General features: G+C 65.3%; 25 protein-coding genes and 2 pseudogenes. 13 read left to right on the top strand and 14 right to left on the bottom strand.

The features are described from left to right. Positions 1-179 precede the first annotated feature (179 nt). The 3 genes and pseudogenes from ACVMDN_RS01415 to ACVMDN_RS01405 form a co-directional block, all read right to left on the bottom strand. Positions 180-1,385 carry an NAD(P)/FAD-dependent oxidoreductase gene (locus ACVMDN_RS01415; RefSeq protein WP_076827957.1) on the bottom strand — a complete coding sequence of 402 codons (1,206 nt, stop codon included), beginning with the start codon at positions 1,383-1,385 and terminating at the stop codon, positions 180-182. A 117-nt stretch (positions 1,386-1,502) separates the two neighbouring features. Then, positions 1,503-1,769, bottom strand: coding sequence for a hypothetical protein (locus tag ACVMDN_RS01410; protein WP_233475224.1), 267 nt, complete (start codon positions 1,767-1,769; stop codon positions 1,503-1,505). A 166-nt stretch (positions 1,770-1,935) separates the two neighbouring features. Beyond that, positions 1,936-2,863: pseudogene (locus ACVMDN_RS01405) on the bottom strand (helix-turn-helix domain-containing protein). Positions 2,864-3,232: 369 nt separating this feature from the next. Between ACVMDN_RS01405 and ACVMDN_RS01400 the strand changes: the two are divergent. After that, positions 3,233-4,165 (top strand): helix-turn-helix domain-containing protein, encoded by a 933-nt coding sequence (locus tag ACVMDN_RS01400; protein WP_141340931.1) that lies wholly within the window; start codon positions 3,233-3,235, stop codon positions 4,163-4,165. A gap of 12 nt (positions 4,166-4,177) precedes the next feature. Here the strand turns inward: ACVMDN_RS01400 and ACVMDN_RS01395 are convergent, their stop codons facing one another. Both ACVMDN_RS01395 and ACVMDN_RS01390 read right to left on the bottom strand, forming a co-directional pair. Continuing rightward, complete coding sequence (locus ACVMDN_RS01395) at positions 4,178-4,357, bottom strand: hypothetical protein (protein WP_076827959.1); 180 nt, start codon at positions 4,355-4,357, stop codon at positions 4,178-4,180. 9 nt (positions 4,358-4,366) lie between these two features. Then, the gene (locus ACVMDN_RS01390) at positions 4,367-4,600 is read right to left on the bottom strand and encodes a DUF6894 family protein (RefSeq protein ID WP_028333132.1); all 234 of its coding nucleotides are present in this window, start codon (positions 4,598-4,600) and stop codon (positions 4,367-4,369) included. Between the two features lie 193 nt (positions 4,601-4,793). Between ACVMDN_RS01390 and ACVMDN_RS01385 the strand changes: the two genes are divergently transcribed. Genes ACVMDN_RS01385 through ACVMDN_RS01375 form a run of 3 tightly spaced genes read left to right on the top strand, consistent with a single transcriptional unit; the run spans position 4,794 to position 9,078 of the window. Continuing rightward, entirely contained in the window at positions 4,794-5,480 is a 687-nt protein-coding gene (locus ACVMDN_RS01385) for a TetR/AcrR family transcriptional regulator (RefSeq protein ID WP_076827961.1), read from the top strand. Continuing rightward, complete coding sequence (locus tag ACVMDN_RS01380) at positions 5,477-8,158, top strand: molybdopterin-dependent oxidoreductase (RefSeq protein ID WP_076827963.1); 2,682 nt, start codon at positions 5,477-5,479, stop codon at positions 8,156-8,158. Before ACVMDN_RS01385 ends, ACVMDN_RS01380 begins: the two co-directional genes overlap by 4 nt. Continuing rightward, positions 8,155-9,078, top strand: a complete 924-nt coding sequence (locus ACVMDN_RS01375) for an FAD binding domain-containing protein (RefSeq protein WP_076827965.1) — start codon at positions 8,155-8,157, stop codon at positions 9,076-9,078. Before ACVMDN_RS01380 ends, ACVMDN_RS01375 begins: the two co-directional genes overlap by 4 nt. 64 nt (positions 9,079-9,142) lie before the next feature. On the opposite strand, the gene ACVMDN_RS01370 is transcribed toward ACVMDN_RS01375, so the two are convergent. After that, positions 9,143-10,858: an adenylate/guanylate cyclase domain-containing protein gene (locus ACVMDN_RS01370; RefSeq protein ID WP_229192665.1), complete on the bottom strand. Its 1,716-nt coding sequence runs from the start codon at positions 10,856-10,858 to the stop codon at positions 9,143-9,145. Positions 10,859-11,081: 223 nt separating this feature from the next. Next, complete coding sequence (locus tag ACVMDN_RS01365) at positions 11,082-11,699, bottom strand: LysE family translocator (RefSeq protein WP_028333127.1); 618 nt, start codon at positions 11,697-11,699, stop codon at positions 11,082-11,084. A gap of 320 nt (positions 11,700-12,019) precedes the next feature. Here ACVMDN_RS01365 and ACVMDN_RS01360 point away from each other — a divergent pair, with 320 nt between their 5' ends. Further along, positions 12,020-13,183, top strand: a complete 1,164-nt coding sequence (locus tag ACVMDN_RS01360) for an IS4 family transposase (RefSeq protein WP_057015126.1) — start codon at positions 12,020-12,022, stop codon at positions 13,181-13,183. A gap of 51 nt (positions 13,184-13,234) precedes the next feature. Here the strand turns inward: ACVMDN_RS01360 and ACVMDN_RS01355 are convergent, their stop codons facing one another. Beyond that, a complete protein-coding gene (locus ACVMDN_RS01355; RefSeq protein WP_063790109.1) occupies positions 13,235-13,777 on the bottom strand; it encodes a hypothetical protein in 543 nt (180 codons plus the stop codon). A 7-nt stretch (positions 13,778-13,784) separates the two neighbouring features. Next, positions 13,785-15,224 carry an LVIVD repeat-containing protein gene (locus tag ACVMDN_RS01350; protein ID WP_076827967.1) on the bottom strand — a complete coding sequence of 480 codons (1,440 nt, stop codon included), beginning with the start codon at positions 15,222-15,224 and terminating at the stop codon, positions 13,785-13,787. A 120-nt stretch (positions 15,225-15,344) separates the two neighbouring features. Here ACVMDN_RS01350 and ACVMDN_RS01345 point away from each other — a divergent pair, with 120 nt between their 5' ends. Genes ACVMDN_RS01345 through ACVMDN_RS01330 form a run of 4 tightly spaced genes read left to right on the top strand, consistent with a single transcriptional unit; the run spans position 15,345 to position 17,124 of the window. Beyond that, complete coding sequence (locus ACVMDN_RS01345) at positions 15,345-15,659, top strand: ArsR/SmtB family transcription factor (protein ID WP_076827969.1); 315 nt, start codon at positions 15,345-15,347, stop codon at positions 15,657-15,659. Further along, a complete protein-coding gene (locus tag ACVMDN_RS01340) occupies positions 15,652-16,116 on the top strand; it encodes an SRPBCC family protein (protein ID WP_076827971.1) in 465 nt (154 codons plus the stop codon). Before ACVMDN_RS01345 ends, ACVMDN_RS01340 begins: the two co-directional genes overlap by 8 nt. After that, positions 16,109-16,576, top strand: coding sequence for an SRPBCC family protein (locus ACVMDN_RS01335; RefSeq protein ID WP_057018077.1), 468 nt, complete (start codon positions 16,109-16,111; stop codon positions 16,574-16,576). The genes ACVMDN_RS01340 and ACVMDN_RS01335 overlap by 8 nt, the downstream gene beginning before the upstream one ends. Positions 16,577-16,608: 32 nt before the next feature. Continuing rightward, complete coding sequence (locus ACVMDN_RS01330; RefSeq protein WP_057018078.1) at positions 16,609-17,124, top strand: SRPBCC family protein; 516 nt, start codon at positions 16,609-16,611, stop codon at positions 17,122-17,124. Between the two features lie 184 nt (positions 17,125-17,308). Here ACVMDN_RS01330 and ACVMDN_RS01325 read toward each other — a convergent pair whose 3' ends face one another. From ACVMDN_RS01325 to ACVMDN_RS01305, 5 genes are all read right to left on the bottom strand, one after another. Continuing rightward, a complete protein-coding gene (locus ACVMDN_RS01325) occupies positions 17,309-18,919 on the bottom strand; it encodes an acyl-CoA synthetase (protein ID WP_076827973.1) in 1,611 nt (536 codons plus the stop codon). A gap of 270 nt (positions 18,920-19,189) precedes the next feature. Next, on the bottom strand, positions 19,190-20,710 hold the full coding sequence (locus ACVMDN_RS01320; protein ID WP_076827975.1) for an FAD-dependent oxidoreductase: 1,521 nt from the start codon (positions 20,708-20,710) through the stop codon (positions 19,190-19,192). A 27-nt stretch (positions 20,711-20,737) separates the two neighbouring features. Beyond that, positions 20,738-21,355 (bottom strand): GTP cyclohydrolase I FolE, encoded by a 618-nt coding sequence (gene folE, locus ACVMDN_RS01315; protein ID WP_028333118.1) that lies wholly within the window; start codon positions 21,353-21,355, stop codon positions 20,738-20,740. Positions 21,356-21,474: 119 nt separating this feature from the next. Further along, positions 21,475-21,930: a GatB/YqeY domain-containing protein gene (locus ACVMDN_RS01310; protein WP_028333117.1), complete on the bottom strand. Its 456-nt coding sequence runs from the start codon at positions 21,928-21,930 to the stop codon at positions 21,475-21,477. A gap of 58 nt (positions 21,931-21,988) precedes the next feature. Beyond that, positions 21,989-22,690 carry an alpha/beta fold hydrolase gene (locus ACVMDN_RS01305; protein ID WP_141340933.1) on the bottom strand — a complete coding sequence of 234 codons (702 nt, stop codon included), beginning with the start codon at positions 22,688-22,690 and terminating at the stop codon, positions 21,989-21,991. Positions 22,691-22,850: 160 nt separating this feature from the next. On the opposite strand from ACVMDN_RS01305, the gene carA reads away from it, so the two are divergent. The 4 genes and pseudogenes from carA (at position 22,851) to ACVMDN_RS01285 (ending at position 26,486) form a co-directional block, all read left to right on the top strand. Continuing rightward, positions 22,851-24,044: a glutamine-hydrolyzing carbamoyl-phosphate synthase small subunit gene (gene carA / locus ACVMDN_RS01300; protein ID WP_076827979.1), complete on the top strand. Its 1,194-nt coding sequence runs from the start codon at positions 22,851-22,853 to the stop codon at positions 24,042-24,044. A gap of 104 nt (positions 24,045-24,148) precedes the next feature. Next, entirely contained in the window at positions 24,149-24,646 is a 498-nt protein-coding gene (locus ACVMDN_RS01295) for a PaaI family thioesterase (protein WP_076827980.1), read from the top strand. A 150-nt stretch (positions 24,647-24,796) separates the two neighbouring features. Continuing rightward, positions 24,797-25,897, top strand: coding sequence for a mandelate racemase/muconate lactonizing enzyme family protein (locus tag ACVMDN_RS01290; RefSeq protein ID WP_158074194.1), 1,101 nt, complete (start codon positions 24,797-24,799; stop codon positions 25,895-25,897). A 66-nt stretch (positions 25,898-25,963) separates the two neighbouring features. Beyond that, positions 25,964-26,486, top strand: a pseudogene (locus ACVMDN_RS01285) (cupin domain-containing protein). The last annotated feature ends 326 nt before the right edge of the window (positions 26,487-26,812 follow it).

Raw genomic sequence — 26,812 nt, 5'->3', positions numbered from 1 at the left:
CGCAACGTGAACGCAGCGAAACTGCGTCAATGCGCCTCAGATTTTTCGAGCGCTTCTAAGGACGATTCTAAACTGCGTTTCGCTCCGCGATACTTCGAGTCAGTTCCGCGCACTGCGATCGAACGACGCCGTGCGCGGAAGCGATGATCGCAGTTGCGGTGCTCTCGCCGAGCTCAGCGTCAGACTTCGGTGACGTGCTCCGGATCGGCCGATGCCAGCGCCGCGGCACGCTCGGCGCGCGGCGGATAGATCCAGACGGTGTTGATCTCCCGCTTGGTCTTCTTGGCCACATCGCCGACCATCTCGACCTTGCGCTCCCAGCCGCGGGTGAACAGAGCACCGGCCTCGCCGAGGTCGAGGCAGGTGACATAGGCCTTCTGGTGATACGGCCTGGTCGGGACACCGAGCAGCTCGGCCGCGGGGTTGTTGCCGGCAAAGGCGCCCATCCGCGTCGCGTGCTGGCACGACATCAGCGCGTAATTGCCGACATCGTCGCATGCGGCACGCGCCGCATCGCCGGTGGCGAACACACCCGCGACCGACGGTACGCGCAGATCGCGATCGACCAGCAGCCGGCCAAAATTGTCGCGCTCCGCCGGGATCTGCGTGGTCAGCGGCGCGGCGCGAATGCCCGCCGCCCAGACCACGGTCGCGGCCTCGATATGCTCGCCGCTGGAGAGCGTGACGCCGGACTTGCTGACCTCGGCGACGCCGGCGCCGAAGCGGCCTTCGACGCCGAGCTTGCGCATCGCGTCCTCGATGATCGGGCGCGGGCCCTCGCCCATGTCGGGCGCGATCGCCACGTTGCGATCGACGATCACGACGCGCGGCTTGGCGTCGCTGCCGAGGATGTCCCGGAGCCGCGCCGGCATCTCGGTCGCCGCCTCGATGCCGGTGAAGCCGCCGCCGGCAACGACCACGGTGTCGCGTGCCACTGATGCCGGCTGCCTGGCGAGGTCGTGCAGATGGCGATCGAGCGCGATCGCATCCGCAAGATTGTCGACGCTGAAGCCATGCTCGGCGAGACCGGGTACGTTCGGACGGAACAGCCGGCTGCCGGTCGCCACCACAAGGCGATCATAAGGCAGCGTCTTGCGCGCGTCCTTGGCGGTGACGATCTGCACGGTGCGGGCCTTGGTGTCGACGGCTTCGGCGCTGCCCTGCACATAGACGACGTCGATCGCGTTGAAGACGTCGAGCAGCGGCGCGGTCAGTGTCTCCGGCTTCGGCTCGTAGAGCCGCGGGCGCACCACCAGGGTCGGCTCCGGCGCGACCAGCGCGATCTCGAGCTCCTCGGGCGAAACGCCCTTGATGTCGCGCAGGCGGGCTGCGGAGAGCGCGGCGTACATGCCGGCAAAGCCGGCGCCGATGATGACAATTCGCATGGGTATCTCCTCTGGGTTGGCAGTCTCTGATGTCCGCGCGTTGCCGCCGCTGCCTGCCGCTTGCGGCGAAGCCTGTCGCGATCGGCGACGCGAAGAGGTGAAACGAAAAGCGAGCGCCTATTGCCGGGCGGCGCAGCTCGACAGGAACGGCGTGCGCGCCCCGGGCATGCAGGCTGCGCGGCAGCCTCTCGCGCCCGACAGCGCTCCATGCTGAAGGCCGATCGGCAGCGCGGCCCCCGGGAGCCAGTCCCGGTAGAGCGCCTGGGCGGCGTCGCTGATCATCACCGACGTCATGGCATCGGCGCCCTGAACGGCCTGCGCCGGCGCATCGGCATCCTCGCCGGTTGCCGACGTGAAGCGCACGGTGAGCGTAAGCCCGTACATCAGTGCAGTCGCGAGGACCCGGCGTCGCCGTGTCACTGCAAGGGAGCTACCGAAATCCTTCCAGGCCATCGCTTGTCTCCGTTGTTGGCGTGGGCGCCACGGTGATCTAGCGAATTGGCCTTATGAGTGCCCCAGAGCGATTGCCCGACCTGAAGAGCGATTGCGGCTACCGCAGGCGCCGCCGCCAATCGCTCGGGGTTTTCGCCGGTCAGCTTCCTGAACGCGGCCGCGAACGCGGTCTGCGAACTGTAGCCGAGCGCCGCCGCGATCGAGACCACGGATGCGTCGGTGTCGCGCAGCATGTTCATGGCCTGCTCGAGCCGGTGCTGGCGCAGCCAGGCATGCGGCGAGAGCCCGGTGCTTTCCTTGAAGGCGCGGCAGAAGTGAAAGCGCGACAGGCCGGCATCCGTCGCCAGCGCCGCGAAGCGCAACCGCTCGATGGCGCGGCGCAGCGCGGTCGGCGCCAGACCGCCCACGGTCGCCTGCACCGTAGCAGGCACGCCGGCATGCGCCGACAGCAGGCGCGTGGCCAAGAGATCCGTCAGTTGCTGCCGGAACAGCGCATCCAGCGCCGCGCTGCCATCGAGCGCATCAGCGGCGCTCAGCAGCAACCGCGATGTAATTGGATCGGGATGCCCGGTGCGCTCCAGCAGATCGCCGGGAGCTGCGGTGTCGGCCTCGCCGGCGACGCGCGCCAGCGTCGCATGCGGAAGATAGAGCTGAACGACGTGCACCGACTGGTGGATATCCCAGCGCGAGCTCGAGCCGGCCGGAATGATCGTCACGACCCCGGACCGTGCCGTTCCGATCGAAGCCACCCTGCCGGTCCGCCGCTCCAGCCGCTGCGAGCCGGCGGGATAGCTCATGACGACATGGTCGACCATCGGCCTGACCACGTCGTGCAGGGCGTCATGCTTCCAATAGGCGATCGCGCCGCTCGACGGGTCGGCCGCCATGCGAAGCGGCTGCGTCTTGAGCACGCGGGCCATCTCCTGGCCGGCCGGGCAGCGCGGACCGGCCGGTGCCTCGGCCGGCCGCGCTTCGGATGCGGCGGGCGAATCCCGCAAAGGATCGTGCAGGATCGGCTTACTCATCACCTGTGCTCGCGTTTGAAGGCTCATGCGCTCCCTCCTTGCGGGCCGGTCTGTCGGACCCATGAGGCGCGGAACTGCCCGCCGGACCTAAGCGCCGCGCAGTTCGAATGTCTTTCCTGAAACGGCCATGCTTTGCCCAATTCTGCGCCAAGCGCGCGGCTGCGACATTTCTGCGTCCGGCACGGTCGATTGGACCAAAGCAGTTGAATTCATTCCGGAATCGCATTGCGCTGAACGACCGGCAGCATCGTTCATGATCGCCTGAGACAATTGGACTGCGCCGCAGCAATCCCGGATAATGAGTGACGGCTTCGCAGGCTGACTGACAAGTCCCTGCCCGGCCGCACATCAATGATGGACTCAACACGCATGGCACAGGCGGGCGCCTACGGGCAGCGGCTCGGGCAATTCCTACGCCTGAGGGATACGCCGCCGGCGCTGATCACGCGCACGCTGCGCAGCGCCGAACTCGCGGTCACCGAAACCCGGGACGACAACCCGGTGCCCGGGCTGTCCGGATCGCTCACCGCCGAGGATGCCTTTCTGGTCAGCCTGAAGCTGCACGATTATCCGGACTGCGAATTGTGGGAGGGCGGCAAGTGCCTCATGAAGCGGGACATCCCGGCGGGCGCGACCTATCTCTACGATCTCAAACGCGATCCGCGCTACGTGATCGACAAGCCGTTCCACTCGCTGTTCTTCTATCTGCCGCGCTCGGCGCTCACTGACTTCGCCGAACAGACCGGCTCGCCGCGCATCGGCGAACTGGCCTGCGAAATCGGCACCGGTCACGACGACGGCGTCATTCGTCATGTCGGGGCGCTGCTGCGCGAGGGATTGCACCGGCCGGACGAAACCAACCAGCTGTTCATCGATCACATGATGCTGGCGCTGACCGCGCACGTCACCCGGACCTATGACGGAATACAACATCCGACCGGACCGACCCGTGGCGGCCTCGCCGCCTGGCAGATCAACCGCGCCTGCGAAAAGCTCGAATCCGACCTCAGCGGGAAGATTTCGCTGAAGCAGATTGCGGCCGAGCTCGATCCGTCGGTCGGCCATTTTTCGCGCGCCTTCCGCATCTCCACCGGCTTGCCACCGCACCAATGGCTGCTTCAGCAGCGCCTGAAGGTGGCCAAGCAGCTGATGGCGGCGCGCGACCTGTCGCTGTCCGAGATCGCGATTTCGGCCGGCTTTGCCAATCAAAGCCACTTCACGCGGGTGTTTTCCGCCGTGGTCGGCGTCAGCCCGGCGGCGTGGCGGCGCGAGATGTACCGCCCGGCGAGAAGCGAGAGCTGAACAGCGCCGCGCTCAACCGGCGGGCGCAGCTTGAACGGCGTGCTTCGCATGCCATTTGGGACCCGGTCCGCGCATGTAGTGCAGCTCGGGCCGGTAGGGATCGCGAATTCGCGCGATCAGATTCTGCAGGCCCGCCGTAATCGCGTTCCAGCTGTCGTGCAGAGAGAGCAATGATGCGTGCGGTGACAGCATGGCGCCCTCTCAGTGCGGCTTGCCGAGCACGGACGCGAAGGACAGGATCACGATCTCCTCGCCGGACTCGTCGCTGACATGCACGACCCAGTCGCGCCAGTCTTCCAGGCTGACCGTTGCGACCAGCGATCGCATCATGCACGTCGCCGCCTCGCAGGCCTCCGAGAGGCTTGTCACCGAGGTGCCGCGGCGATCCATCAGCACCCCGTGCGTGGTCGAGCAATGGAAAAAGACCTGGGTCATGTGCGTATCCTCGCAAGCTCCGGACCAGAAGGTCATCTTTGGAGCTCCACGTTTCTTCGACGCGACCATTCGCAAGGCGGTTCACATGGGCGCCGGCCGCGCGGCGGCCTCGCGGAATGGTGATCAAGCCCCAGCACCGCCTCCTCACCAAATCGCGATTTGACAGTTTTTCTATATTTGTCAAAATCGTCAAATGGGACCGAAAACCCGCATTCTCGATGCCACCATGCTGGTGTTCCGCCGGCACGGCTTTCGGCGCTCCTCGATCGAGCAGGTCGCCGAGGCGGCCGGCCTGACGCGGCAGGCGCTCTATCACCACTTCGAATCCAAGGAAACGCTGTTCCGCGCCGTGATCGAGCGCGTGCATGAGAGCGCGATCGCAGCCGAGGACACCGCCATTGCCGAGGCGGAGGCGGCGGGCAGCGATCTCGGCGACATCCTCGCTACGGGCATGACCGCGCGGATGTCGACCATGATCGGGTCGCTGGACGGCTCGCCGCATCTCGAGGAACTGTATTCCGAGCACCTCGTGCATGCGCGCGACCTCTTCCAGACCTACGCTGCGCGCTATGCTGAGCGCATGGTCACGACGGTCGCGCGGGTCGTGCGCAAGCAGCAGCTTGCGCTGCCGCAGGACCTGACGCCGGCCGAGTTCGCGCGGCTGGTCGAAATGTCGATTCACGCAGCGAAGTCGCAGTATCCGGCGATGCAGCCGGCGGAAGCGTTCCTGAAGGACATGGCGATCATCGTGCGGACGCTCTGCGCCGGCGCCAAGCCGAAATTCAAGTCCAAATCCTTGCCGAAACCGCAGAAGCCGTACGTCAAGAGGGCGGCAATCCCCAAGAGGCCGACACGCAGGACAACTGGAGGACATCCATGAGCACGACGACCGTCAATGGCCGCGTCGAATCCCTGCCCGATGATCCCGATGCGCTCTTGATCGACATCGTGCGCGACCAGCTCAAGCTCACCGGCACCAAGCTCGTCTGCGGCGCCGGCGTCTGCGGCGCCTGCACCGTGCTGGTCGACGGCGCGCCGGTCGCAAGCTGCCTGATGCCGGCACACGCCGCCGCCGGCAAATCGGTGACGACGGTGGAAGCCATCGGCGCGTCCGGGCTGCATCCGGTGCAGAAGGCGTTCATGGCGCATGACGCCCTGCAATGCGGCTTCTGCACGCCCGGCTTCATCGTGGAAGCGACCGCGTTCTGCGACCATTGGCGCGCGACCAGGGGAACGGCGATGCCGTCGCGCGAGGAGATTGGCGCGGCGCTGTCCGGCCATCTCTGCCGCTGCGGCGCCTATGACGGGATCTACCGCGCGGTGGCGGATGCCTGTGCCGGCCGCTTCGACGGCGATCACGTCACGGCGCCCCGCATCGAGGCGCGCGACAAGGTGACGGGCGCGGCGAAATACACCGTCGACATCCATCATGACGGCCAGCTCGAAGGCCTGATCCTGCGCTCGCGCGAGGCGCATGCACGCATCGCCACGCTCGATCTGGCGCCGGCACGCGCGCTGCCCGGCGTTAGTGCGGTGTCGCTGCTCGGCGACGACCACATCGTGCGCTATGTCGGCGAGCCGATTGCGGCGGTTGCAGCTCCGGACCGCAAGACGGCGCTGGCCGCGCTCGCCGCGATCAAGCTGACCAGCGAGCGCCTGCCCGCGGTGGTCGGGCTCGACGCCGGACGCAAGGATGATGCGCCCGTGGTGTTCGACAAGGCGAGCCGCAAGCGGGCCGGCAACGTCTCGGAGGCGGCCGGCGGGCCGGCGCCCTGGAAGCAGAACATCCGCGGGCCGACCGCTGTTTTCTCGACCCGCGCCAAGAAGGCCCGCAACTGGGTGGACGAGGCGCGCCAGGCCAACAACAAGCTACTCGTCGAAGCCACCTTCCGCACCGCCACGCAGCAGCATGCTTGTCTCGAGCCCCACGCCGCGGTGGCGCGCTTCGACGGCGACCGGCTGACCCTGCACGCCTCGACCCAGCAGGTGTTTCACCTGAAGGAGCAGATCGCAAAACGCTACAAGCTCGATCACGACAAGGTCCGCGTGATCGCGGAGCACGTCGGCGGCGGCTTCGGCTCGAAAGCGAGCCTCGGCACCGAGACGATCGCCGCGATCGAGCTGGCCCGCGCGGCGAAAGCGCCGGTGCGGGTCGCCTATGATCGCCAGGAAGAACTCTCGGTCGCCGGTTATCGGCCGGCCGCGGAGTTGAAGGTCGCGCTGCTACCTTCCGAGCAAGGCGGCCTGAAGGCGCTCTCGGTCACCGCGCATGCCGATACCGGGGCCGCGACCAACTCGACCATCGCGGGACTGGCGCGGCTGATCTATCCGGCCGAGGCGAAGGACCTTTCGGATTTTGACGTCATCAGCAATCTGCCGCCCGGCGCCGCCTTCCGCGGCCCCGGCGGTCCGCCGATGGCATTCGCCGTGGAGCAATCGATCGACGAGGCCGCGCTGCGGCTCAAGGTCGATCCGATCGCCTTGCGCAAGCGCTGGGATCCCGATCCCAACCGGCAGCGGCTCTACGATTGGGCATCAGGGCTCGAGATCTGGCGCAACCACAAGCCGGCGCAGAACGGGCGCTATCGCCGCGGCATCGGGGTCGCGACGGGCTACTGGCTCTATCTGTGGCAGCCGAAGGTGAAGGTCGAGGTCGCGGTCAGGGGCGGCCGCGTCGTTGCTAGCACGGCGACGCAGGACATCGGCACCGGCACCCGCAGCGTGCTTGCCGACGCGATCGCGCGCGAGTTCGATCTCGAACCCGGTGAGATCGATGTGCGGATCGGCGATTCCTCGCTGCCCGAAGGCCCCGGCTCCGGCGGCAGCCGCGTCACCGCCTCGGTGATGCCGCCGACGCTGCAGGCAGTGCGGAAGCTGAAGGACGCGATGCTCGAACAGGCCACGCGAAAGCCGGCGCCCGGCTCGAACGCGCCCTGGCGCGAGCTGATCGCGCGCTCGCCCGACATCGCAATGGTGGAGACGCGCGGCGAGGACGGCAAGAACACTGCGCCCGGCATCCGCTCGCCGCTGCGCGAAGTCGGCCTGATGGGCATGGTGTTCGGCTGGATGATGCGCCGCTTCTCGAACATCGCCGTCGGCGCCGGCGTGCCGAGCTCGGTGCAGGTGATCGAGGTGGAGGTCGACACCTGGCTCGGCCATGTCCGCGTGCTCAACGTGCACACCGGCATCGCGGTCGGCAAGATCGCAGCGCCCGCGCTGGCGCGCAGCCAGGCCTGCGGCGCGGTGATCCAGGGCCTCGGCTACGCGCTCTACGAGGCGCGCGAGCTTGATCCGACCAGCGGCGACGTCCTGACCGCGGGAATGGAGGATTATCGTATCCCTGGGATCGCCGACACGCCGGAGATCGAGGTCCATTTCGACGAAGCCGGCTTCGACCATGTGCTCGGCAACAGCGTCGGCATCGGCGAGGCGTCGACGGTGCCGACCTCGGCCGCCGTCGCCAACGCGATCCACAACGCGATCGGCGTCCGCCTCACCGAGATTCCGATCCGGCCCGACCGCATCGTCGCCGCGCTGAAGGGGAGGGACGCCGCATGAGTGTCGCGACTGCAGACGTCATCTCCGCGCCCGAATTCCGCGCCGCCGGCACCGATCTGTCGGAGCGCCGCCGCAGCGGCCTGTCGTGCGGCTCGATCATCGATCTCGCCGCCAGTCCCGATACGATCGGCGTTGCGTGGAATGCGGACGGCTCGGCCCGCATCGGCGCCCTGACCACGATCGCTGCGATCGCATCCGATCCGCGGCTCGCCGAGGCTTACCCCGGCATCGCCGTAGCCGCGCAGGGCCTCGCCACGCCGCAGATCCGGCACATGGCGACGCTCGGCGGCAACCTCGCCCAGCGCTCGCGCTGCTGGTATTTCCGCAATCCGCAGATCGCCTGTCTCAAGAAGGGCGGCCCCGACTGCCCGGCGCGATCCGGCAACCACCTCTATCACGTCGCGTTCGATCTCGGCCCATGCGTCGCGCCGCATCCGTCGACGATGGCGATGGCGCTGCTCGCCTATGATGCGAAGGTCACCACCGATCGGCGCAGCGGCTTGTCGATCTCCGAGCTGCTCGGCGACGGCAGCAACGGCGCGGCCGACAATCTGCTTGCACCGGGCGAACGCATCGAGCGGATCGAGCTCCCCGTTCCGCTGGCCGGCGAGCGCGCGCTGTACAAGCGCGCCATCAGCCGGACGCATGCGGAATGGCCGCTGGTCGAGATCTGCGTGCGTGCGGTGATCTCCGGCGGCGCGTTCCAGCAGGTCCACATCGCCGCCGGCGGCATCGCCCCGGTCCCGCTGCGTCTTGCCGCGTCCGCGGCGGCGCTGCAGGGTAAGCAGATTAACGCGGCGACCATCGCGCAAGCCACCGAGCTGGCGATCTCGGGAGCCAGGCCGCTGCCGATGACCGGATACAAGCTCGAGCTGCTGACGGGCCTGGTGCGCGACGTGGTCGAGCGGATCGTGGCGTAGGATCAAGCGCCCATTCGCGGCCTCGAGGCAACGTCGCGTCTAGAATGCATAGATCCAGGAATTCCTACGCCGGAATGCCGGCCTCACACAGCACGGCGACCATGCGTTCGCCCCATTCGACGGTCCTGGTCGGAAAATTCTGCCGCGCGTAGGACGTGCGGAAATCGGGTCGCAGCTTGAGCAGGCGGCCGGCGATGACGCGCGCCTCGTCGAGGCGCCCCGAGCCGACTTCGTTCATGATCAACGCGCTGAGCGTGTGTGCGTCTTCGCCGATCACCAGCGCCTTGGCGGCGGCCGCGCGGCCCTGCTCATACTGACCGAGCATGAAATGCGCGAAACTGATTCCGTTCCACATCGACGCACGCCCGGGATCGATCGGGCTGAGCCGGAGTCTGTGCTCAACACTTTCGATCGCGCGTGCCGGCTGGACGCACATGAGCGAAATCCAGCCACGATATCCCCATGCCGCAGCATCGTTCGAATTGAGCGAGATCGCCTCTTCGATCATGGTCTCGGCGCGATCGTAGTCGTGGCCGAGATAGGCAAACATGTGAGCCGCGCGCGCCAGCACGAACGGATCGTCGCTGGCCAGCACGCAGGCGAATTCGGCGATCCGCAGCGCCTCCGCCAACTCCTCCGCGCCGGGGGGCGTGCCGCGCGTGGTCTGTTTCAGCAGCGACGAATAGGCCAGCATGACCTGAGCGGCTGCATAGTTCGGATCAAGCCCGCAGGCCTTGTTGAACCACTCGCCGAGTTCAGCGTCGCCCCACTTGGAGCGATCTGCATAGGCCGCAATGCCTCTCAGAAAGAGATCGTAGCTATCGAGACGGTCGGTCGGCTTGGTTCGGGTTCGTTCGATTTCGCTCTGCTGGATCTTCGGAGCTATGATGCTGACGACATTCGCGGTGACCTGGTCCTGCAGGTCGAACACATCCCTCAGTTCGCCGTCGAACCTGTCCGCCCAGAGATGCGTACCGCTGCCGGCCTCGATCAGTTGCGCGGTGATCCGAACGCGCCCACTCGACTTGCGCACTGATCCCTCCAGCACGTATCGCACACCGAGCTCGTGCCCGACCTGCTTGATGTCGACGGACTTCCCCTTGTAGGTGAAGCTTGAATTGCGCGCGATCACAAACAGCGATCTGAAGCGCGACAGCGCGGTAATGATGTCCTCGACGACGCCGTCGGCAAAGTATTCCTGCTCCGGATCACCGCTCATATTCTGGAACGGCAGCACCGCGATGGAGGCCTTCTCGGCAATCGCGGCTGGGGAAGCCGGTGCAGTGAACGCGTGCTTCGCGATCGCGGCCGCTGCGGAGGCGCCGCCGACGCGAACTCTCCATGTCCGAATAGGCTCGGCAATATTCTTCAGGACCTGCGGCCCCATGTCCTCGAAGGTCGCATCGACCTTGCCGCGAATGTGCCGTTGCACGTCATCGGAAATGCAGACGCCACCCGGCTCGGCAATCCCCTCCAAGCGCGCTGCGATGTTGACGCCGTCGCCAAAGATATCGTTGTCGTCAAAGATGATGTCGCCGACGTGGATTCCGATTCGGAATTCGAGCCGCTGCTCCGTTGGCACGGCAGCATTCTGATCGGCCATGCGGCGCTGCACTTCGACGGCACTGCGCACGGCGTCGACGGCGCTGGCGAATTCAACGAGGATTCCGTCGCCGGTCGTCTTGACGACGCGGCCGCGATGTGCCGCCAGCGCTGGATCCAGCAACGCTCGCCTGACCGACTTCAGCTTGGCCAGAGTGCCTTCCTCGTCGATTCCCATCAGCCGGCTGTAGCCGGGGCGATATCGGCCGCCAGAACCGCTGCCAGACGCCGATCCATGCTATCGGTGGTCAAAGACATGCCCCCGGACGAGGGGTTAATTTTCGTCGCCGATCAAAGCACGGCTGACGGCCTCCGGGCTAGAGCAAACGTCTGCGCTGCTTGCCCAGGCTGGAAATCGGCGGCATTGTCAACGACGACCTTGAGGCTATCGCCCAGCGGGTCTATCGCGCCCGGGTCAGCGCCAGCCAGATGCCGCCGCCGATCATGAAGCCGCCCGAGATGCGCGACATCAGCCGGGTCCGCTCCTTGGAGAAGAATTTGCGGGCGCGGCCGGCCGCCAAAGCGTAGGCGGCGTCGGTCAGCACGGCGGTCGCCATGAAGGTGAGGCCGAGCAGCGCCACCTGCGGAACGTGCGGCTTGTCCATATCCATGAACTGCGGGATGAAGGCGCCGAAGAACACCAGCACCTTCGGGTTCGAGAGCAGCACCAGAAAGCCTTGCAGGAAGAAGCCGCCGCGCGGCGGCGGCGGCGTGTCGTCGGTGCTGACGCCCTCGACCGGAGAGCGGATCAGCTTGAAGCCGAGCCAGACCAGATAGGCGGCGCCGGCAAAGCGCACCCAGTCGAACCAGTAGCCCATCGTCGCCATCAGCGAGGTCAGCCCGACCGCGACGGTGCCGATCACGATCGCAAGCCCCACCTGCGCGCCCAGCACGTTGGTGAGCGCGGCGCGCGTGCCGTAGCGCAGCCCGTTGGCGATCACCATCGTGACGATCGGACCGGGCAGCAGCGCCAGCGCGATGCAGGCGGCGACGAAGGCGAAATAGGCTTGCAGGGACATGGGAGAGCTCGTTTGTTTCTTATCGTCATTATGCACGAGAGTGGCAGACATGGAAGCGCGTCTGCCCCCTCGCCCCGCTCTTCACCGGGTCGAGACGAGCGAAGCTCGCTCTTAGAGGGTGGCGTGAGAGGCTTTCTCCGCCAGGCGGTGCGAGTCGTTAGACCTGTACCCCTCACCCGGATCGCATCTGGCGATGCGATCCGACCTCTCCCCGCAAGCGGCAGGGGTGTCCGGGGAATGATTCACTGTGTCGCGGTGCATGCTCGGCAGGACCGAGGCAAATCGGTCTTTTCTGGTTGTCGAGACACAGAGGGCCGAGCATGCGATATCGCGGTAGCATTTTTGGAAGGCTGCTTGAACCGATCAATCGACGGCAGTTTCAGACGGTTGTGGATCGTCTGGACGGGGATGCCTACGACAAGTCGTTCAGGAGCTGGGATCATCTGGTGGCGCTGATCTATGCCCAGCTTAGCGGCAACAGCAGTCTGCGCGGGGTGGTGACTGGCTTCAACGCCAATTCGCAGCATCACTATCACTTGGGAACCGGCAAGCTGTCGCGCTCGACGTTGTCCGATGCCAATGCCCGCCGTCCGATCGGCATTTTCGCGCAAACCTTTGCGGCGCTGTCGGCGATGGCGCGTCGCCAGCTGCGGAGTGAAGGCATGGAGATGGTGCGTCTGATCGACGCCAGTCCGATCCCGCTCGGCAAGGTCTGCAGTTGGGCGACGTGGAACGGCCGCATCCGCGGCATGAAGCTGCATGTCGTCTACGACCCAAGGAGCGATGTCCCGACCTGCGTCGAGATGACGGCCGCGAACGTCAATGACATCGAGATCGGCCGACAGACCCCAATCCAGCCCGCCACCACCTATGTGTTTGACAAGGGCTATTGCCGTTTCGACTGGTGGCAGAAGATCAATGATAGCAAGGCTTTCTTCGTTACCCGGGCGAAGACGAGCATCCGTCTTCGCTCGCTCAGGCATCGCGCCATCCGCAAGCGTAACGGGGATGGCTTCGAAATCCTTGCCGATGACGAGGTGAAGCTCACCAGCAAGGGCGATTCGCGCCTTCCAATCCCGCTCCGCCGCATCAAGATCAGACGCGAGAAAGGCGGCAAGATCACACTCCTGACCAACGACCTTGCCCGTAGCGCCGTCGAGATCGCCGCCCTCTACAAGAGCCGATGGCAAATCGAGCTGCTGTTCCGCTGGATCAAGCAGCATCTCGATATTCGCAAGTTCCTCGGCGCCAACGACAACGCGATCCGCCTTCAGGTGCTCGCTGCGATGATTGCCTACCTGCTGCTGCGCATCGCCGCTCACACCAACTGCATCAAAATGCTCCCGCTCAGGTTCGCCGAACTCGTCGGCCAGCTCCTGCTCACGCGTCGATCCCTCGCTGCCATCGACAAACCTCCGCCCATCAACCCCAGCCGTCGGAAATCAACCATCTCACCTGACCAGATGGAGCTCCGCTATGCCTGAATTTCCCCGGACACCCCTGCGCAAGCGGGGCGAGGTGAAGAGAGATCACGCTCAACGGCCTTCCATTGCCGCGATCATCCATGACCTGATCTCTCGCCCCTCCAGAAATTTCAACGTCGCCCGCTGCACCCCTGCGGCATCTCCCCTGCCCTGCGCCGCGACCGCCATCAGGTCGCAGCGATGCGATACCGCGATGCCGATCGCAGTGCGCTTCCCGTTGGGCATCTCGAGGTCATAGACCCTGATCCGCCCCGGCATATCGGCGACAGCAACGACATCGCCGGCCTTCAGCGGCACAAAGCGCGGGCTGATCATGTCGACGTCGGAAACGCGGTCGACCTCGTCGTCATCGGCGACGCCGCTGTCGCAGTTGCAGAAGCCGAGTTTTGGCCTGAGATAAACCTCGAGGTCGTCACCGCACTCCGCCGCGCCGCAACGGAAGGCGCGGCCGGCGGGCCAGCCGTCGCGCGGGAACGGCCAGCCGATCTCGTACCACGCGGCTGCGCGCGGCGGCGCCATCTCGTAGCCGGCGACGGCGGAGAGCCCGCCGAGCGCCAGGACCATCGCCGCGATGACCGGCCATGAGCGCATCATCGCGCGCTCACGGCAGACCGGCGATGGCGCGCGCCGCGCCGGTCAGTTCGAGGATGTGCAGGCCGGTGTTGGCGCGGTCGACCGCGTAGATGTAGCCGCGCTCGTCGGTCTCGACATTATTGGTCTGGATCGCGACCTTGCAGCGGTCCTTGCCGTCGATGGTGACGCATCGCTTGTCGGTCGCCGCCGTGATGGAGGGAATGAAGTAGCCGACTTCCCTGGGATGATAGGGATCGCGGATGTCGAGCGCGCGGACGCCGGCGTTGAAGAAGGCGATGAAGGCCAGCTTCTTGTAGTAGACCGGCGCCATGCTCTCGTTCGACGAATGCGAGCCGAACCGGCCGCCGCGCGCGCAGAACGCTCCGGAGGCCTCGGGCACCGTATAGCTCGAGATCAGCATCGGCCGCGCCTCGGTGGTGACGTCGGCGAACCACACCATCTGCCGGGCCTCGCCGCATTCGTTCTGGATCGCCTCGTCGACGATCATCACGATGTCGCGGCTCTTGCCATCCTTGTCGCGGGCGAACTCGGCGATCGGCATGCCGGGCATCGGAAACACCGTATGCGCGCCGTTCATGGCGGACAGCGGCATCCGCGCGATCTCCGGGAATTTCAGATTGTCCGGCGTCGGCTCCTTCGGTCCGTTCAACAGCTTGTCGCGGTCGACGATCTGCAGGAAGCCGCCCTTGTTGGTGCCGTAGCCGAAATAGACGCGATTGCCCGTTGGCCCGGTCGAGATCGGCCCGTGCAGTTCGGTCGGCACCGCGCCGGTCGCACCCGGCTCCTGCCCGGGCAGGCCGAAATCCCGGATCTTCTTTGGCTGCGCGGGATCGGAGAGATCATAGACCTGCGTCATGCGCCGCGTGCGCCAGTCCGGCGCGCCCGACACCAGAAAGGCGATGCCGGTGCCGCATTCCCAAAAACTCTTGTGCGTGTCCTTCAGGCCGCCGATCCGGGTGACGAGCGCCGGATTGGCGGGATCGGCGACGTTCCAGATCTCGTGCGCCTCGCTGCCGAAGGTGCGCAGCATGTAGACCGCGTTGCGATCGCCCTTCGGCAAATCCTTGCCGTCGCAGATCCGCACCATCTGCGCGCCGCCGGATTCATACTTGCCTTCCTGTCCGGGAATGTGCCGCAGATAATTCGGGTGCGCGGGATCGGTGACGTCGACGATCGAGGTGCCGTTCGGTTCGGCCTTGCCGGTCACCGGGTTGACGGGATCGGGAATGTCGTCGGTGCCGCCGTGATGACCGATATAGGCGATCCATCTGTCGCCCTGATGATGAATGGTCGGCTGATAGGCGCTGCGGGCCTGCAAATCGTTGGTTCCGACCAGCCTCATGTTGGAGGCCTCCGGCGGATCGCCGATCTTTGGCTGGGCACTCGCACCATTCGCGAGCAGGACAAGAACCAACCTGCAGCAAACTGCCGTAACGCGACCGCCCATGCGCACCACCCAATGTTCCACACCAATCTGCGTTGGCTGCCGGCAAGGCTAGCACGGCGCTGCCGATGCCAAAACACACGCTCTTGACATGCAACCATTTGGTTGCCTATTATCCGACCCATGGATGAAGTCTTCAAAGCCCTCGCGGATGCCTCACGGCGAACGCTGCTTGACCGGCTTCACGATCAGAACGGGCAGACGCTCGGTGAGCTCTGCGACGGCCTCGACATGACGCGTCAGGCCGTCACCAAGCACCTTGTGATTCTCGAGGAGGCCAACGTCGTCACCACGATCAAGCATGGCCGCGAGAAGCTGCACTATCTCAACCCGGTTCCGATCCATCAGATCGGCGAGCGGTGGATCAGGAAGTTCGAGCGCGGGAAACTCGCCGCGCTGAGCGAGTTGAAAAGACAATTGGAGAAGCGTGATGAGTAAACCGGACTACGTCTACGTCACCTATATCGAGACCACCGCCGACAAACTGTGGCACGCGTTGACCTCGAGCGAATTCACCGAACGCTTCTGGTTCGGCTATCGCGTCAGCTCCGACTGGAAGGTCGGCTCCCCCCACCACCTCACCAAGGACGGGCGACGCAGCGTGCAGGGCGAGGTGCTGATCGCCGATCCACCGAACAAGCTCGCCTACAGCTGGGACGTCGTGAAGGAAGGCGTCGAGCGCGAGCAGGTCTCGCGCGTGACCTTCGACATCGAACCGCACGGCACGGTCGTCAAGCTGACCGTGACGCACGACAATCTCGGCCCGAAGACGCTGCGCGACATCTCCGGCGGCTGGCCGATGGTGATCGCAAGCCTGAAGAGTTTCCTGGAGACCGGGCGCGAACTGCCGGCCGACCTGCTCACCAGCGGCGCCAGGGAGGCCTACCATGCCTAAGCCCGAATTCGCCTACGTCACCTACATCGAGACCACGCCGGACAAACTGTGGGACGCGCTAACCAAGAGCGCGTTCACGCGGCAATACTGGTTCGACACCGAGCTACAATCGGACTGGAAGGTCGGCTCGCCGCTCGCGCTGGTGATGGGCGGCAAGACCACCGACACCGGTGAGATCCTCGAGGCCGACCGGCCGCGACGCCTCGCCTACACCTTCAAGCACGTGCTCGACGAGGACATGCGCAAGGAGCCGGCAACCAAGGTGGTCTTCACGCTGGAGGCCCATGGCAAGATCGTGAAGCTGACCGTGACTCATGAGGGCTTCGGTGCGGGCAGCAAGCTGCTCGACGGCATTTCCAAGGGCTGGCCGGCGATCCTGTCGGGACTCAAGAGCCTGCTCGAGACCGGCAAGGCGGTCACGATCCCGCCGGCCGCGCTCGGGATCGACGGCTTCGAATGACAATGAAAATCTATCGACGGGTGCGTACAGACATGAACATCGAGAAATTCAAACCGGCAATCGTCTACGCGATCTACATCGCCGCCACGCCCGAGAAGGTGTGGCAGGCTTTGACGACTGCCGAACTCAGCCGGCAGTATTTCTCCGGCAACGCGGTCGAGGTCGACCTTCGGATCGGCGGCGCCTACGTCGTGCGGACGCCCGACGGCGCGCTGCACATCTCCGGCGAGGTGATCGAATGCGATCCCCTGAAGCGGCTGACCGTCACCTTCAACGTCAACTGGCCGCAGCTGGTCGAAAAGCTCGGGCCGACGCTCGTCACCTGGGAGATCGAACCGGCAGGCGACGGCGTGAAGCTGACGCTCCTGCAATCGCATGACCGTCCGATCAGCGACGACATTCTCGCAGGCGGCCGCACCGGCTGGCCGGCGATCCTCTCCAGCCTGAAGAGCCTCGTGGAGACCGGCAAGGCCATGGTGATCCCCATGCAGCCGCCAGCGCGCATGATGGCCGCGCTGAAGGAATTGGGAATTGCGATGCCGACGTGAGGTTGGCGATACAGCCGCTCCATACTCCGCTGTCGTCCCTGCGAACGCAATGCGAAAGCAGGGACCCATAACCACCGCTCCAAACGTTTAGAGTTCGCTGGGGCCATAGCGTCGCACAACAACTTTACCTTGTGTTATGGGTCCCGGGCCGCGCTGCGCTTGCCCGGGACGACGACGGAGAAAACTACCCCAGCGCCCTCAGCTCCCGGCGCAGCACCTTGCCCGTCGCCGTCATCGGCAGGCTATCGGCGAACTGCACGAAGCGCGGATACTCGTGGGCGGCGAGCTGGACCTTGACGAACTCCTGGATCTCGCGCGCCAGGGCATCGCCCGGCGCGTAGCCCGGCCGCAGCACGATCCAGGCCTTGATCGATTCGGTGCGGATCGGATCGGGGATGCCGACCACCGCCGACATCGCGACCGCCGGATGCTTCATCAGCGTGTGCTCGATCTCGGACGGGCCGACACGATAGCCGGCCGTGGTGATGACGTCGTCCTCGCGGCTGACGTACCAGAAATAGCCGTCCTCATCCTGCACGCCGAGATCGCCGGTCAGCAGGAATTCGCCGGCATATTTCTTCGCGGTCGCTTCCGGATTGCGCCAGTACTCGATCATGGTGCAGGGGCACGGTTGGCGCACGCCGATGATGCCGCGCTGGCCCCGCGGCAGCTCCTCGCCCTTCTCGTCGACGATGCGGACGTCGAAGCCCGGCGTAGCGCGGCCCATCGAGCCCGGACGGATCGGAAACAGATTGGAATTGCTGCCGATCACGAGATTGCATTCGGTCTGCCCGAACACCTCATGGGCGTCGATGCCGAAGGTGTCGCGCACCCAATCCAGCAATTGGCCGCCGAGCGACTCGCCGCCGGTGAAGATGCTGCGCAGCCTGACGCCGGAATTCTTTACATTGGCCTGCCGCATCAGCTTCAGCGCGGTCGGCGGCAGGAACACGTTGCGGATGCCGAGCTCGGCCATCATCCGCATCGCCGCCTGCGGCTCGAACTTGCGGGCGCGGTGTCCAACCATCGGGATGCCGTGGTACCAGAATGCGAACAGGCCGTTGATCAGGCCGCCGATCCAGGCCCAGTCGGCCGGCGTCCACATCAGGTCGCCGGGCCTCGGCAGGAAGTTGTGGCACATCTCGACATTGGGCAGATGGCCGAGCACGACGCGATGCGCATGTAGCGCGCCCTTCGGGTTACCCGTGGTGCCCGACGTGTAGATGATCAGCGCGGGATCGTCGGCCGAGGTGTCGACGGTCGCGAACTCGGGCGATGCCGACTTGACCGCGCTCCAGAACGGTTTCGTCCCCGCCGGCGTCTTATCGCCGACGATATAGACGCTCTTCAACTCGGGCAGACGATCGCGGACTTTCGCGATCTTCTCCCAGCCTGCTTCATCGGTGATCACGGCCTTGGCAGCAGAATTCGACAGGCGGAATTCGAGCGCATCCTCGCCGAACAGTGCGAACAGCGGGATCGAGATCATCGCTGCGCGAAACGCCGCGAGATGCGCGACCGGCAGTTCGAGCGATTGCGACAGGAACACCGCGACGCGGTCGCCGCGCACCAGCCCGTCGTTGGTCAGCACATTGGCGAAACGGCGCGAGGCGTCCGCGACCTCGTCGAACGAGGTGCGCGTGGTGCCGCCATCCTCGTCGACATAGACCAGCGCGAGCCGCCCGGTGCCGTCGGCATGGCGGTCGCAGCACGCGGTCGCCATGTTGAAGCGCGCGGGAACGTCCCAGCGGAAGTTGCGATAGAGTTCGTCGTAAGTAGCGGCTTCCTTGAGCATGGTGTGTGTTGCTTCCGTCCCTCGTCATGGCCGGGCCTTTCCCCTGCCATCCGCATTTGCTGCGGCAGATTGTAGAGACGTCGATGCCCGGGACAAGCCCGGGCTGACGAAGAATGTGATGCCCGGATAAAGACCCCCGGATGGAGCGGTCGCGCGAACGCGCGCCCGATGACAGGCTCCGCGCAATCCGGGGTTCTCATCGAGTGGACAGACTCCCCCGGATTTCGCTTCACTGCATCCGGGCTACGAACATCCTTGAGGAGAAAGCCGTCAGGCTGACGCCCGCTCCATTGCGACCTCGGCCTTGAGGCTATCGAGGTCGCGATAGATCGACGCGACCGCGAGCACGCGCCCGCCGCGCTTGTAGCGCAGCACGCAATCCCTGCCGGCAATGCTGCCGTCCACCGCGATCTCGTCCCACTGCTCGGCATGGCCGACATAGTTGATCGGCACGTCGTAATGCTGGCTCCAGAAGAACGGCACCGCGTCGAACACCTCGCGCTGCCCAAGCATATTCCGCGCGGCGGTCTGGCCCTGGCGCTCCGCCACCACCCAATGCTCGACCCGGATCGTCTCGCCGCTGTGCGGATCGGGCCAGCGCGCGATATCGCCGGCCGCGTAGATGCCGGGAACGCTGGTCTCGAGATAGGCGTCGACTGTCACGCCGCGGTCGATGGCGAGCCCAGCCGCTTCCGCCAGCGCCAGCCGCGGCTTCACGCCGACACCGACCACGACGAGATCGGCATCGAGCACAGGCCCGCTCTTCAGGCGGGCTCGCTTGCCCTCGATCGCGGTCACCGTGTCGCCGAGGTGGAATACAACACCATGCTCTTCGTGCAGCGCACGGACGAAATCGCCCATCTCCGGCCCGAGTATGCGCTCCATCGGCCGCTGTTCCAGCCCGACCACGTGAACCTCGATCTGGCGCGCGCGGAGCGAGGCCGCCACCTCGAGACCGATGAAGCTTGCACCGATCACCACCGCGCGGCGCGCTCCGCTGGCCGCGGCGATGATGGCCCGGCAATCGTCGACGGTGCGTAGCACATGAACGTGGGGCTGGTCCGCGCCCGGGATCGGCAGCCGCACCGGCTCCGCGCCGGTCGCCAGCAGCAGCCGGTCATAGGCGAGCGTTTCGCCGCCGGCGAGCACGACGTTGCGGCGGCCGGTATCGATCGACTTGACCTCGGTCCTGAGTTTCAGATCGATCGCCGCGTCACGATAAAAATCGTCCGGCTTCAGCGGCAGCCAGTCTTCCGGCGCGCTGCCAGCGAGGAAGTCCTTTGACAGGTTCGGACGATCCACCGGCGGCGCGGCCTCGCCGCTCAGCATGACGATGCTGCCGCGATAGTCCTGCCGTCGCAGCATCTCGGCGGCGGCAAACCCCGCCCCGCCGCCGCCGACAATCACGATGCTGCCGGGCGCATCGACCGGGCCCTTGACGCGGAGTTTCGGCTGCGCGCGCTTCTCGCGCACGATGATGCGATCGCCCTCCCGCTCGACCTTCCAGACAGCGAGCGCGTTGAAGGCGGGCGCGGCGGTCGCTTCACCGGTGCGAATATCGAAGCAGGCGTGATGCCAGGGGCAATGGACGGTCTCGCCCTCAAGGAGGCCTTCGGCGAGCGGGCCGTGGTAATGGCTGCAATGCGCGTCGATGGCGAAGATATCCGCCCCCGAGCGCACCAGCAGCACGTCCTCGTCGCCGACATGGCCGAGCAACATCGCGCCCGTGAAGTCGGAGAGGGCAACGCCTTGTGTCAGATCCGGACCGGAAGGAGCTTGCTGATCGGCCATATCATTCCTCCATCGCCCTGTGACGCTCTAAACCGCTATGCCGAGGAATTCCTGGCGGGTTAGCGCATTGTCGCGAAAGCAACCCAGCATGCGGCTGGTCACGAGATCGGTATCCGGCTTGTGCACGCCGCGGGTCGTCATGCAGTGATGCGACGCCTTGATGATGACGCCTACGCCCTGAGGCTTCAAGACGTCGTTGATGGTGTTGGCGATCTGCGCCGTCATCTTCTCCTGGATCTGCAAACGCCTGGCATAGATGTCGACCACCCGCGCCAGCTTGCTGATGCCGACCACGCGGCCGTTCGGGATGTAGGCAACCCAGGCCTGACCGATGATCGGCGCCATATGATGCTCGCAATGGCTCTCGAAGCGGATGCCCCGCAGGGCAATCATTTCGTCGTAGCCTTCGATCTCCTCGAAGGTCTTTTCCAGGATCTCCGCGGGACGTTGGTCGTAACCCGCAAAGAATTCCTCGAACGAACGCGTCACACGCGCCGGAGTTTCAAGCAAACCATCCCGCTCGGGATCGTCACCAGTCCAGCGGATGATGGTGCGGACTGCTGCCTCGACTTCGGCCCGGGTCGGCTTGTCGGATTCGGTTTGAGCGGCTCTTGCACGATCCAGCGCATGCACAATCGGGTTCATCGGGGCCTTTCCTTTGCGGAGTCATCGCGAGGTCATGCCCGTCAGATGCTCCGTCAGCAGAAAGGTTCCCGCAATTCGGTCCGCGGCACTTTGCGCCGCAAGCCAGCCCGGACGAACGGCTAACCCGTCAGCGCCGCCTTCACCAGGCCGCTGGCCTTGCCGAAATCCATCTGGCCGGCGTATTTCGCCTTCAACGCGCCGATCACCTTGCCCATGTCCTTGATGCCGGCGGCACCCGTCTCGGCGATGATCGCCGAGATCGCGGCCTTCACGTCGTCATCGGACATCTGCTTCGGCAGGTACGCCGAGATCACGGCGATCTCCTCGCGCTCCTGGGCCGCGAGCTCGGCGCGGCCGCCCTTGTCATAGAGCTCGACCGACTCCTGGCGCTGCTTGATCATCTTCTGCAGCAGGCCGAGCAGGTCGGCATCGGAGAGGGGCGGCTTGCCCTGCCCGCGCGCGTCGATGTCGGCGTTCTTGATGGTCGAATTGACCATGCGCAGCGTGGACAGCTTGCGCTCGTCCTTCGCCTTCATCGCTTCCTTGACCGCAGTATTGATGTCGTCGCGCAGCATTTCGTTGTCCTTGAGCCAGCAATCCCCTCATCTAGGCAGTTTGCACCGGCAGAACAACCTAGTTCCTCAGCCATTCGACCAGCGCATCGGCGCAGGCCTGCGGCAGTTCCAGCTGCGGCAGGTGACCGCAATTGGCGAGCACTACAAGTTTTGCGCCGGGAATGCCGTTGGCCATCTCGTCCGACAGCGAATTTGGCACGGTGTTGTCGGTATCCGACGTCAGCACCAAGGTCGGGCACTTGATCCAGGCCATGCTCGGCCGCGAATCCGGCCGGCTGAGCACCGCGTTCTGCTGGCGGATGAAAGCCTCGGCGCCGATGTCCTCGCTCATGTCGTCGACGATCCGGCGCAGGCTTGCATCGCCCTGCCGCGACGGATGCACGAAGCCCGGAAACAGCTCATCGACCACGCTGCGATATTGGCCGCTTCTGGCACGCTCGATCATGCCGCGGCGACGCGCGGTCGCTTCCGGCGTATCGGCCCGCGCCTGGGTGCTCATCAGCGCCAGCTTCGCAACCCGGTCCGGCGCCTGCCGCATGATCTCGAAGGCGATGTAGCCGCCCATCGAGTGCCCGGCGAGCGCAAAGCGCGGCGGCGCCTCGGCCAGGATCCGGCGGGCGATGGCCCCCATATTGTCGTCCCTGATATGGTTGGCGACCGTCACCGGCCCGCATCGCCACAGCGCCGGAATGACGGGGGCGAAAATCCGCGGCGAGCAGATGAGGCCCGGGACGAGCAGGATCGGCATCGTATTATCCATGCGGGAGCTCCGGAGGGGTCATTTTCGGCAAGCAAACGGCCGCTTCAGGGAACTTTAGATTAAAAGGCCGTTCGGGCCTGTCAAATCGGCCGGTATTGCCGTGTGAATCCGTGCCCTTTCGCTTTGACGCCGCCGGGTGCGGCGTCTATTTAAAGGGCTCATGACAACATCCGAAAACGCTCCCGCCTGGCCGGACCATAAACCGACCGCGCTCCTTGTGCTCGCCGATGGTACCGTGCTGGAAGGCTTCGGTCTCGGCGCGGAAGGCCACGCCGTCGGCGAGGTCTGCTTCAACACCGCGATGACCGGCTATGAGGAGATCCTCACCGATCCGTCCTATGCCGGCCAGATCATCACCTTCACCTTCCCGCATATCGGCAATGTCGGTACCAACGAGGAAGACATCGAGACGGTGAACATGGCGGCGACGCCCGGCGCGCGCGGCGTGATCCTGCGCTCGGCGATATCAGATCCCTCGAATTACCGCGCCACCCGCCATCTCGACCTGTGGTTGAAGGCGCGCGGCATCATCGGCCTCTCCGGTATCGACACCCGCGCGCTGACCGCGCTGATCCGCTCCAAGGGCATGCCCAATGCGGTGATCGTGCACGCCAGAAACGGCGAGTTCGACCTGCACGGCCTGAAGGAAGAAGCCCGCGAATGGCCCGGCCTCGAGGGCATGGACCTGGTGCCGATGGTCACCTCCGGCCAGCGCTTCACCTGGGACGAGACGCCCTGGGTGTGGGGCAACGGTTTCGGCCAGCAAACCGCGCCGGAATTCAACGTGGTCGCGATCGATTACGGCATCAAGCGCAACATCCTGCGCCTGCTCGCCGGCGTCGGCGCCAAGGTGACCGTGGTGCCGGCGACGACCGCCGCCGAAGACATCCTGGCGATGAAGCCGGACGGCGTGTTCCTGTCGAACGGCCCCGGCGATCCCGCCGCCACCGGCAAATATGCCGTGCCCGTGATCCAGAAGGTGATCGCGTCGGGGACGCCGACCTTCGGCATCTGCCTCGGCCATCAGATGCTTGGCCTTGCCGTCGGGGCCAAGACCATGAAGATGCATCAGGGCCATCACGGCGCCAACCATCCGGTCAAGGACGAGACCACCGGCAAGGTCGAGATCACCTCGATGAACCACGGCTTTGCCGTGGACCAGGCGACGCTGCCGAAAGGCGCGACCCAGACCCATATCTCGCTGTTCGACGGCTCCAATTGCGGCATCGCGCTTGAGGGCAAGCCGGTGTTCTCGGTGCAGTACCACCCGGAAGCCTCGCCCGGCCCGCGCGACTCGCACTATCTGTTCCAGCGCTTCGCCGATCTGATGCGGAAGAACAAGCAGGCCGCGTAGACACACCCGTCATTGCGAGGAGCGCAGCGACGAAGCAATCCATCTATCCCAGCCTGGAGCGATGGATTGCTTCGCTTCGCTCGCAATGACGGAGATTTTTCTCAATGACCGCCCCCGCCACCCCGAAGCCCGTCTACGGCGTCTCCTCGACGGCGGTGATGACGTCGATGCCGGGGCTCGACTTCGTGCGCGGCATCTTCGCCCGGACCCTGCCGGAGCCGCCGATCATGGAGAATGTCGAGCCGTTCGACTGCACCGCCGAGACCGGCCATGTGGTGATCCACAGCGTCCCGGGCCTGCGCCACTACAACCCGATCGGCTCGGTGCATGGCGGCTACGCCGCGATCCTCTTGGATTCCGCGATGGGGCTTGCGGTGCAGACCACGCTGCCGCAAGGCTTTGGCTACACCACGCTGGAGTTCAAGATCTCCTTCGTCCGCGGCATGAGCCAGGACACCGGCAAAATCCGCACCGAGGGCCATGTGCTCAACGCCGGCCGCCGGGTTGCGACGGCGGAAGCGCGGATTACCGACGACAATGGCAAGCTGCTCGCCCATGCCACCACGACCTGCCTGGTGTTCGAGTTGCCCAAGACGACCTGAAGGCAATCGCGTCTTGGCGCCAGATCTTGGCGCCAGATCTTGGCGCATTGGAGCCATGACGAAGCGCGCTGGATCGCGGCCTGCGCTCTGTGATTGAGTTTCGCTGTCCGAGATCAGGCAAACATGATCCGGCCTGGAAAGGAAACGCCGATGATTTCAGCCCATTCAGACATGACCATCCGCGACATCCGCGTGACGATGCTGCGGCTGCCCTGGGCCGACGATCCCTGGCTGAAAGGCGCGGCGCTCGGCGCGACGCGCGACATTCTGATCTGCGACGTCGAAACGTCCGGCGGCGTTACCGGCATGGGCTATCTGTTCGTGTTCAAGCCGGCGATGAAGTCGATCGCGGCCTGTCTCGAGGAATGCATCATCCCGCGCGTCATCGGCAAGGACGCCACCGCGATCGAGGCGATCTGGCGCGATCTGTGGACGGCGACGATGACCTATGGCCGCGGCGGCATCGCCGCGATGGCCATGTCGGCGCTCGACATCGCGCTGTGGGACGCGGTCGGGAAACGGGCCGGCCTGCCGCTGCACCGGCTGTGGGGGCACTATCGCTCGGAAATCCCGATCTATGGTTCCGGCTGCTTCCGGGGCGCCGGCGGCGACGGGATGATCGAGAAGGCGCTGCATTTCGTGAAGCAGGGCTACAAGGCGATCAAGATGCAGGTCGCGCACGTCCACACGCCGGCGCAGGACCTCGACAATGTGCGCCGCATGCGCGAGGCGCTCGGGCCCGACATCGACATCATGATCGACGTCAACATGGGCTGGAGCGCCGATGTCGCGATCGAGATGGGACGCAAGTTCGAGAAGTACGATATCTACTGGCTTGAGGAGCCGGTGCCGGCCGATGATTTCGCCGGCTATCAGCGGATCGCGGCGGCGCTGGACATGCGCGTCGTCGGCGGCGAGACGCATTTCACGCGCTACGATCTGCGGCCGTTCTTTCTCAATCCCTGCCTGCCGATCCTGCAACCCGACCCGATGCGCGGCGGCATGACCGACCTGCGCAAGATCGCGGCGCTTGCGGACACGTTCGGCATCACGATCGCGCCGCATCTGTTTCCCGAACTCAATGTGCACCTCTTGGCTTCGATTCCGAACGGGATCTGGTGCGAGAACATGGCGCTGATCGACGATCTCTGGGTCGACCCGCCCGAAATCGCCAACGGCATGATCACCGCGCCGGAGCGGCCCGGGCACGGGCTCAGGTTCAGGGAAGACGTGTTGAAGTTCAAAATCTAGCTGGAACGGTTTGCGGACCGACGGTTTGATGGTCTGGAGACCACCTCGCAGCGCTGGAGAGCCACCATGTCGGTCGTCCGTACCGATATCGAACCCCAGACCATCGTCTTCCGGGACGACGGCCTGGTGCCGAACAATCCGATGCCGTTCCTGGTCTACAAGGCCGCCGTCGACGTCAGCAAGAATCCTGAGGCCACCATCGAGCAGCTGTTCGGCCGAGAACGGCTGGGGCGCGATGTGGCGCAACGGCGTCTACGACTTCGCGCATTACCACGCCACCGTGCACGAGGTGCTGGGCGTCGCGCGCGGCCGCGCGCGCGTGCAGTTTGGCGGCGAGCGCGGGCGAGCAATCGAGATCGCGGCCGGCGACGTTGCGATCCTGCCGGCCGGCACCGGGCATCAATGCCTGTCGGCGAGCGACGATTTCTGCGTCATCGGCGCCTATCCGCCGGGCCCGCCGATGGATCTGCAGCGGCTGACGCCGGAGAACCACGCCAAGGCGCTGAAGACGATCCCACAGGTTGCGACCCCCGCGACCGATCCGGTGATAGGCAAGGACGGGCCGCTGGTGCGGCTGTGGAAGCGATAAGATCTAGGATGGTCGAACGGGTTGCTCTTGCCCTGCCCCCTCGCGAGAGGTGACCGGATACAGGCAACCTGAATCGATCATCGGAATTGCAGGCCATTTCAATCAAGCCTGCCGGCTTCACATTTCCAAGCTCCTTGATTTAAGTCAGCATCGCTGCGGCGATTTATGCCGCCAATGACACCTTAAAGCGCGCGATTCATCTGCGGGAGTGACAGAGCTTCCGCGTCCGCTGCTGCTCTTTTTGCAGGAGCAATGGAGGTCATACACATCACCTGACGGCATCAGATGCTCCGCGCTTCCCACAAGCAACCGCAACAGAGATCAGG

The organism is Bradyrhizobium sp. USDA 4510 (assembly GCF_054059095.1).
Note: the sequence above shows the minus strand (reverse complement) of the source record. Positions and strands in the feature narration are given on the sequence as shown.

What these genes read in the sequence shown, in the direction of transcription:
- ACVMDN_RS01390 (WP_028333132.1), bottom strand. Translation starts at nt 4,600, where the DNA reads ATGACCCAGGTCTTTTTCCATTGCTCGACCACGCACGGGGTGCTGATG.
- carA (WP_076827979.1), top strand. Translation starts at nt 22,851, where the DNA reads ATGACAACATCCGAAAACGCTCCCGCCTGGCCGGACCATAAACCGACC.
- ACVMDN_RS01305 (WP_141340933.1), bottom strand. Translation starts at nt 22,690, where the DNA reads ATGGATAATACGATGCCGATCCTGCTCGTCCCGGGCCTCATCTGCTCG.
- ACVMDN_RS01325 (WP_076827973.1), bottom strand. Translation starts at nt 18,919, where the DNA reads ATGCTCAAGGAAGCCGCTACTTACGACGAACTCTATCGCAACTTCCGC.
- ACVMDN_RS01320 (WP_076827975.1), bottom strand. Translation starts at nt 20,710, where the DNA reads ATGGCCGATCAGCAAGCTCCTTCCGGTCCGGATCTGACACAAGGCGTT.
- ACVMDN_RS01360 (WP_057015126.1), top strand. Translation starts at nt 12,020, where the DNA reads ATGCGATATCGCGGTAGCATTTTTGGAAGGCTGCTTGAACCGATCAAT.
- ACVMDN_RS01370 (WP_229192665.1), bottom strand. Translation starts at nt 10,858, where the DNA reads ATGGGAATCGACGAGGAAGGCACTCTGGCCAAGCTGAAGTCGGTCAGG.
- ACVMDN_RS01415 (WP_076827957.1), bottom strand. Translation starts at nt 1,385, where the DNA reads ATGCGAATTGTCATCATCGGCGCCGGCTTTGCCGGCATGTACGCCGCG.
- folE (WP_028333118.1), bottom strand. Translation starts at nt 21,355, where the DNA reads ATGAACCCGATTGTGCATGCGCTGGATCGTGCAAGAGCCGCTCAAACC.
- ACVMDN_RS01345 (WP_076827969.1), top strand. Translation starts at nt 15,345, where the DNA reads ATGGATGAAGTCTTCAAAGCCCTCGCGGATGCCTCACGGCGAACGCTG.
- ACVMDN_RS01290 (WP_158074194.1), top strand. Translation starts at nt 24,797, where the DNA reads ATGATTTCAGCCCATTCAGACATGACCATCCGCGACATCCGCGTGACG.
- ACVMDN_RS01385 (WP_076827961.1), top strand. Translation starts at nt 4,794, where the DNA reads ATGGGACCGAAAACCCGCATTCTCGATGCCACCATGCTGGTGTTCCGC.
- ACVMDN_RS01395 (WP_076827959.1), bottom strand. Translation starts at nt 4,357, where the DNA reads ATGCTGTCACCGCACGCATCATTGCTCTCTCTGCACGACAGCTGGAAC.
- ACVMDN_RS01380 (WP_076827963.1), top strand. Translation starts at nt 5,477, where the DNA reads ATGAGCACGACGACCGTCAATGGCCGCGTCGAATCCCTGCCCGATGAT.
- ACVMDN_RS01330 (WP_057018078.1), top strand. Translation starts at nt 16,609, where the DNA reads ATGAACATCGAGAAATTCAAACCGGCAATCGTCTACGCGATCTACATC.
- ACVMDN_RS01410 (WP_233475224.1), bottom strand. Translation starts at nt 1,769, where the DNA reads ATGTACGGGCTTACGCTCACCGTGCGCTTCACGTCGGCAACCGGCGAG.
- ACVMDN_RS01400 (WP_141340931.1), top strand. Translation starts at nt 3,233, where the DNA reads ATGGCACAGGCGGGCGCCTACGGGCAGCGGCTCGGGCAATTCCTACGC.
- ACVMDN_RS01310 (WP_028333117.1), bottom strand. Translation starts at nt 21,930, where the DNA reads ATGCTGCGCGACGACATCAATACTGCGGTCAAGGAAGCGATGAAGGCG.
- ACVMDN_RS01375 (WP_076827965.1), top strand. Translation starts at nt 8,155, where the DNA reads ATGAGTGTCGCGACTGCAGACGTCATCTCCGCGCCCGAATTCCGCGCC.
- ACVMDN_RS01350 (WP_076827967.1), bottom strand. Translation starts at nt 15,224, where the DNA reads ATGGGCGGTCGCGTTACGGCAGTTTGCTGCAGGTTGGTTCTTGTCCTG.
- ACVMDN_RS01335 (WP_057018077.1), top strand. Translation starts at nt 16,109, where the DNA reads ATGCCTAAGCCCGAATTCGCCTACGTCACCTACATCGAGACCACGCCG.
- ACVMDN_RS01355 (WP_063790109.1), bottom strand. Translation starts at nt 13,777, where the DNA reads ATGATGCGCTCATGGCCGGTCATCGCGGCGATGGTCCTGGCGCTCGGC.
- ACVMDN_RS01295 (WP_076827980.1), top strand. Translation starts at nt 24,149, where the DNA reads ATGACCGCCCCCGCCACCCCGAAGCCCGTCTACGGCGTCTCCTCGACG.
- ACVMDN_RS01340 (WP_076827971.1), top strand. Translation starts at nt 15,652, where the DNA reads ATGAGTAAACCGGACTACGTCTACGTCACCTATATCGAGACCACCGCC.
- ACVMDN_RS01365 (WP_028333127.1), bottom strand. Translation starts at nt 11,699, where the DNA reads ATGTCCCTGCAAGCCTATTTCGCCTTCGTCGCCGCCTGCATCGCGCTG.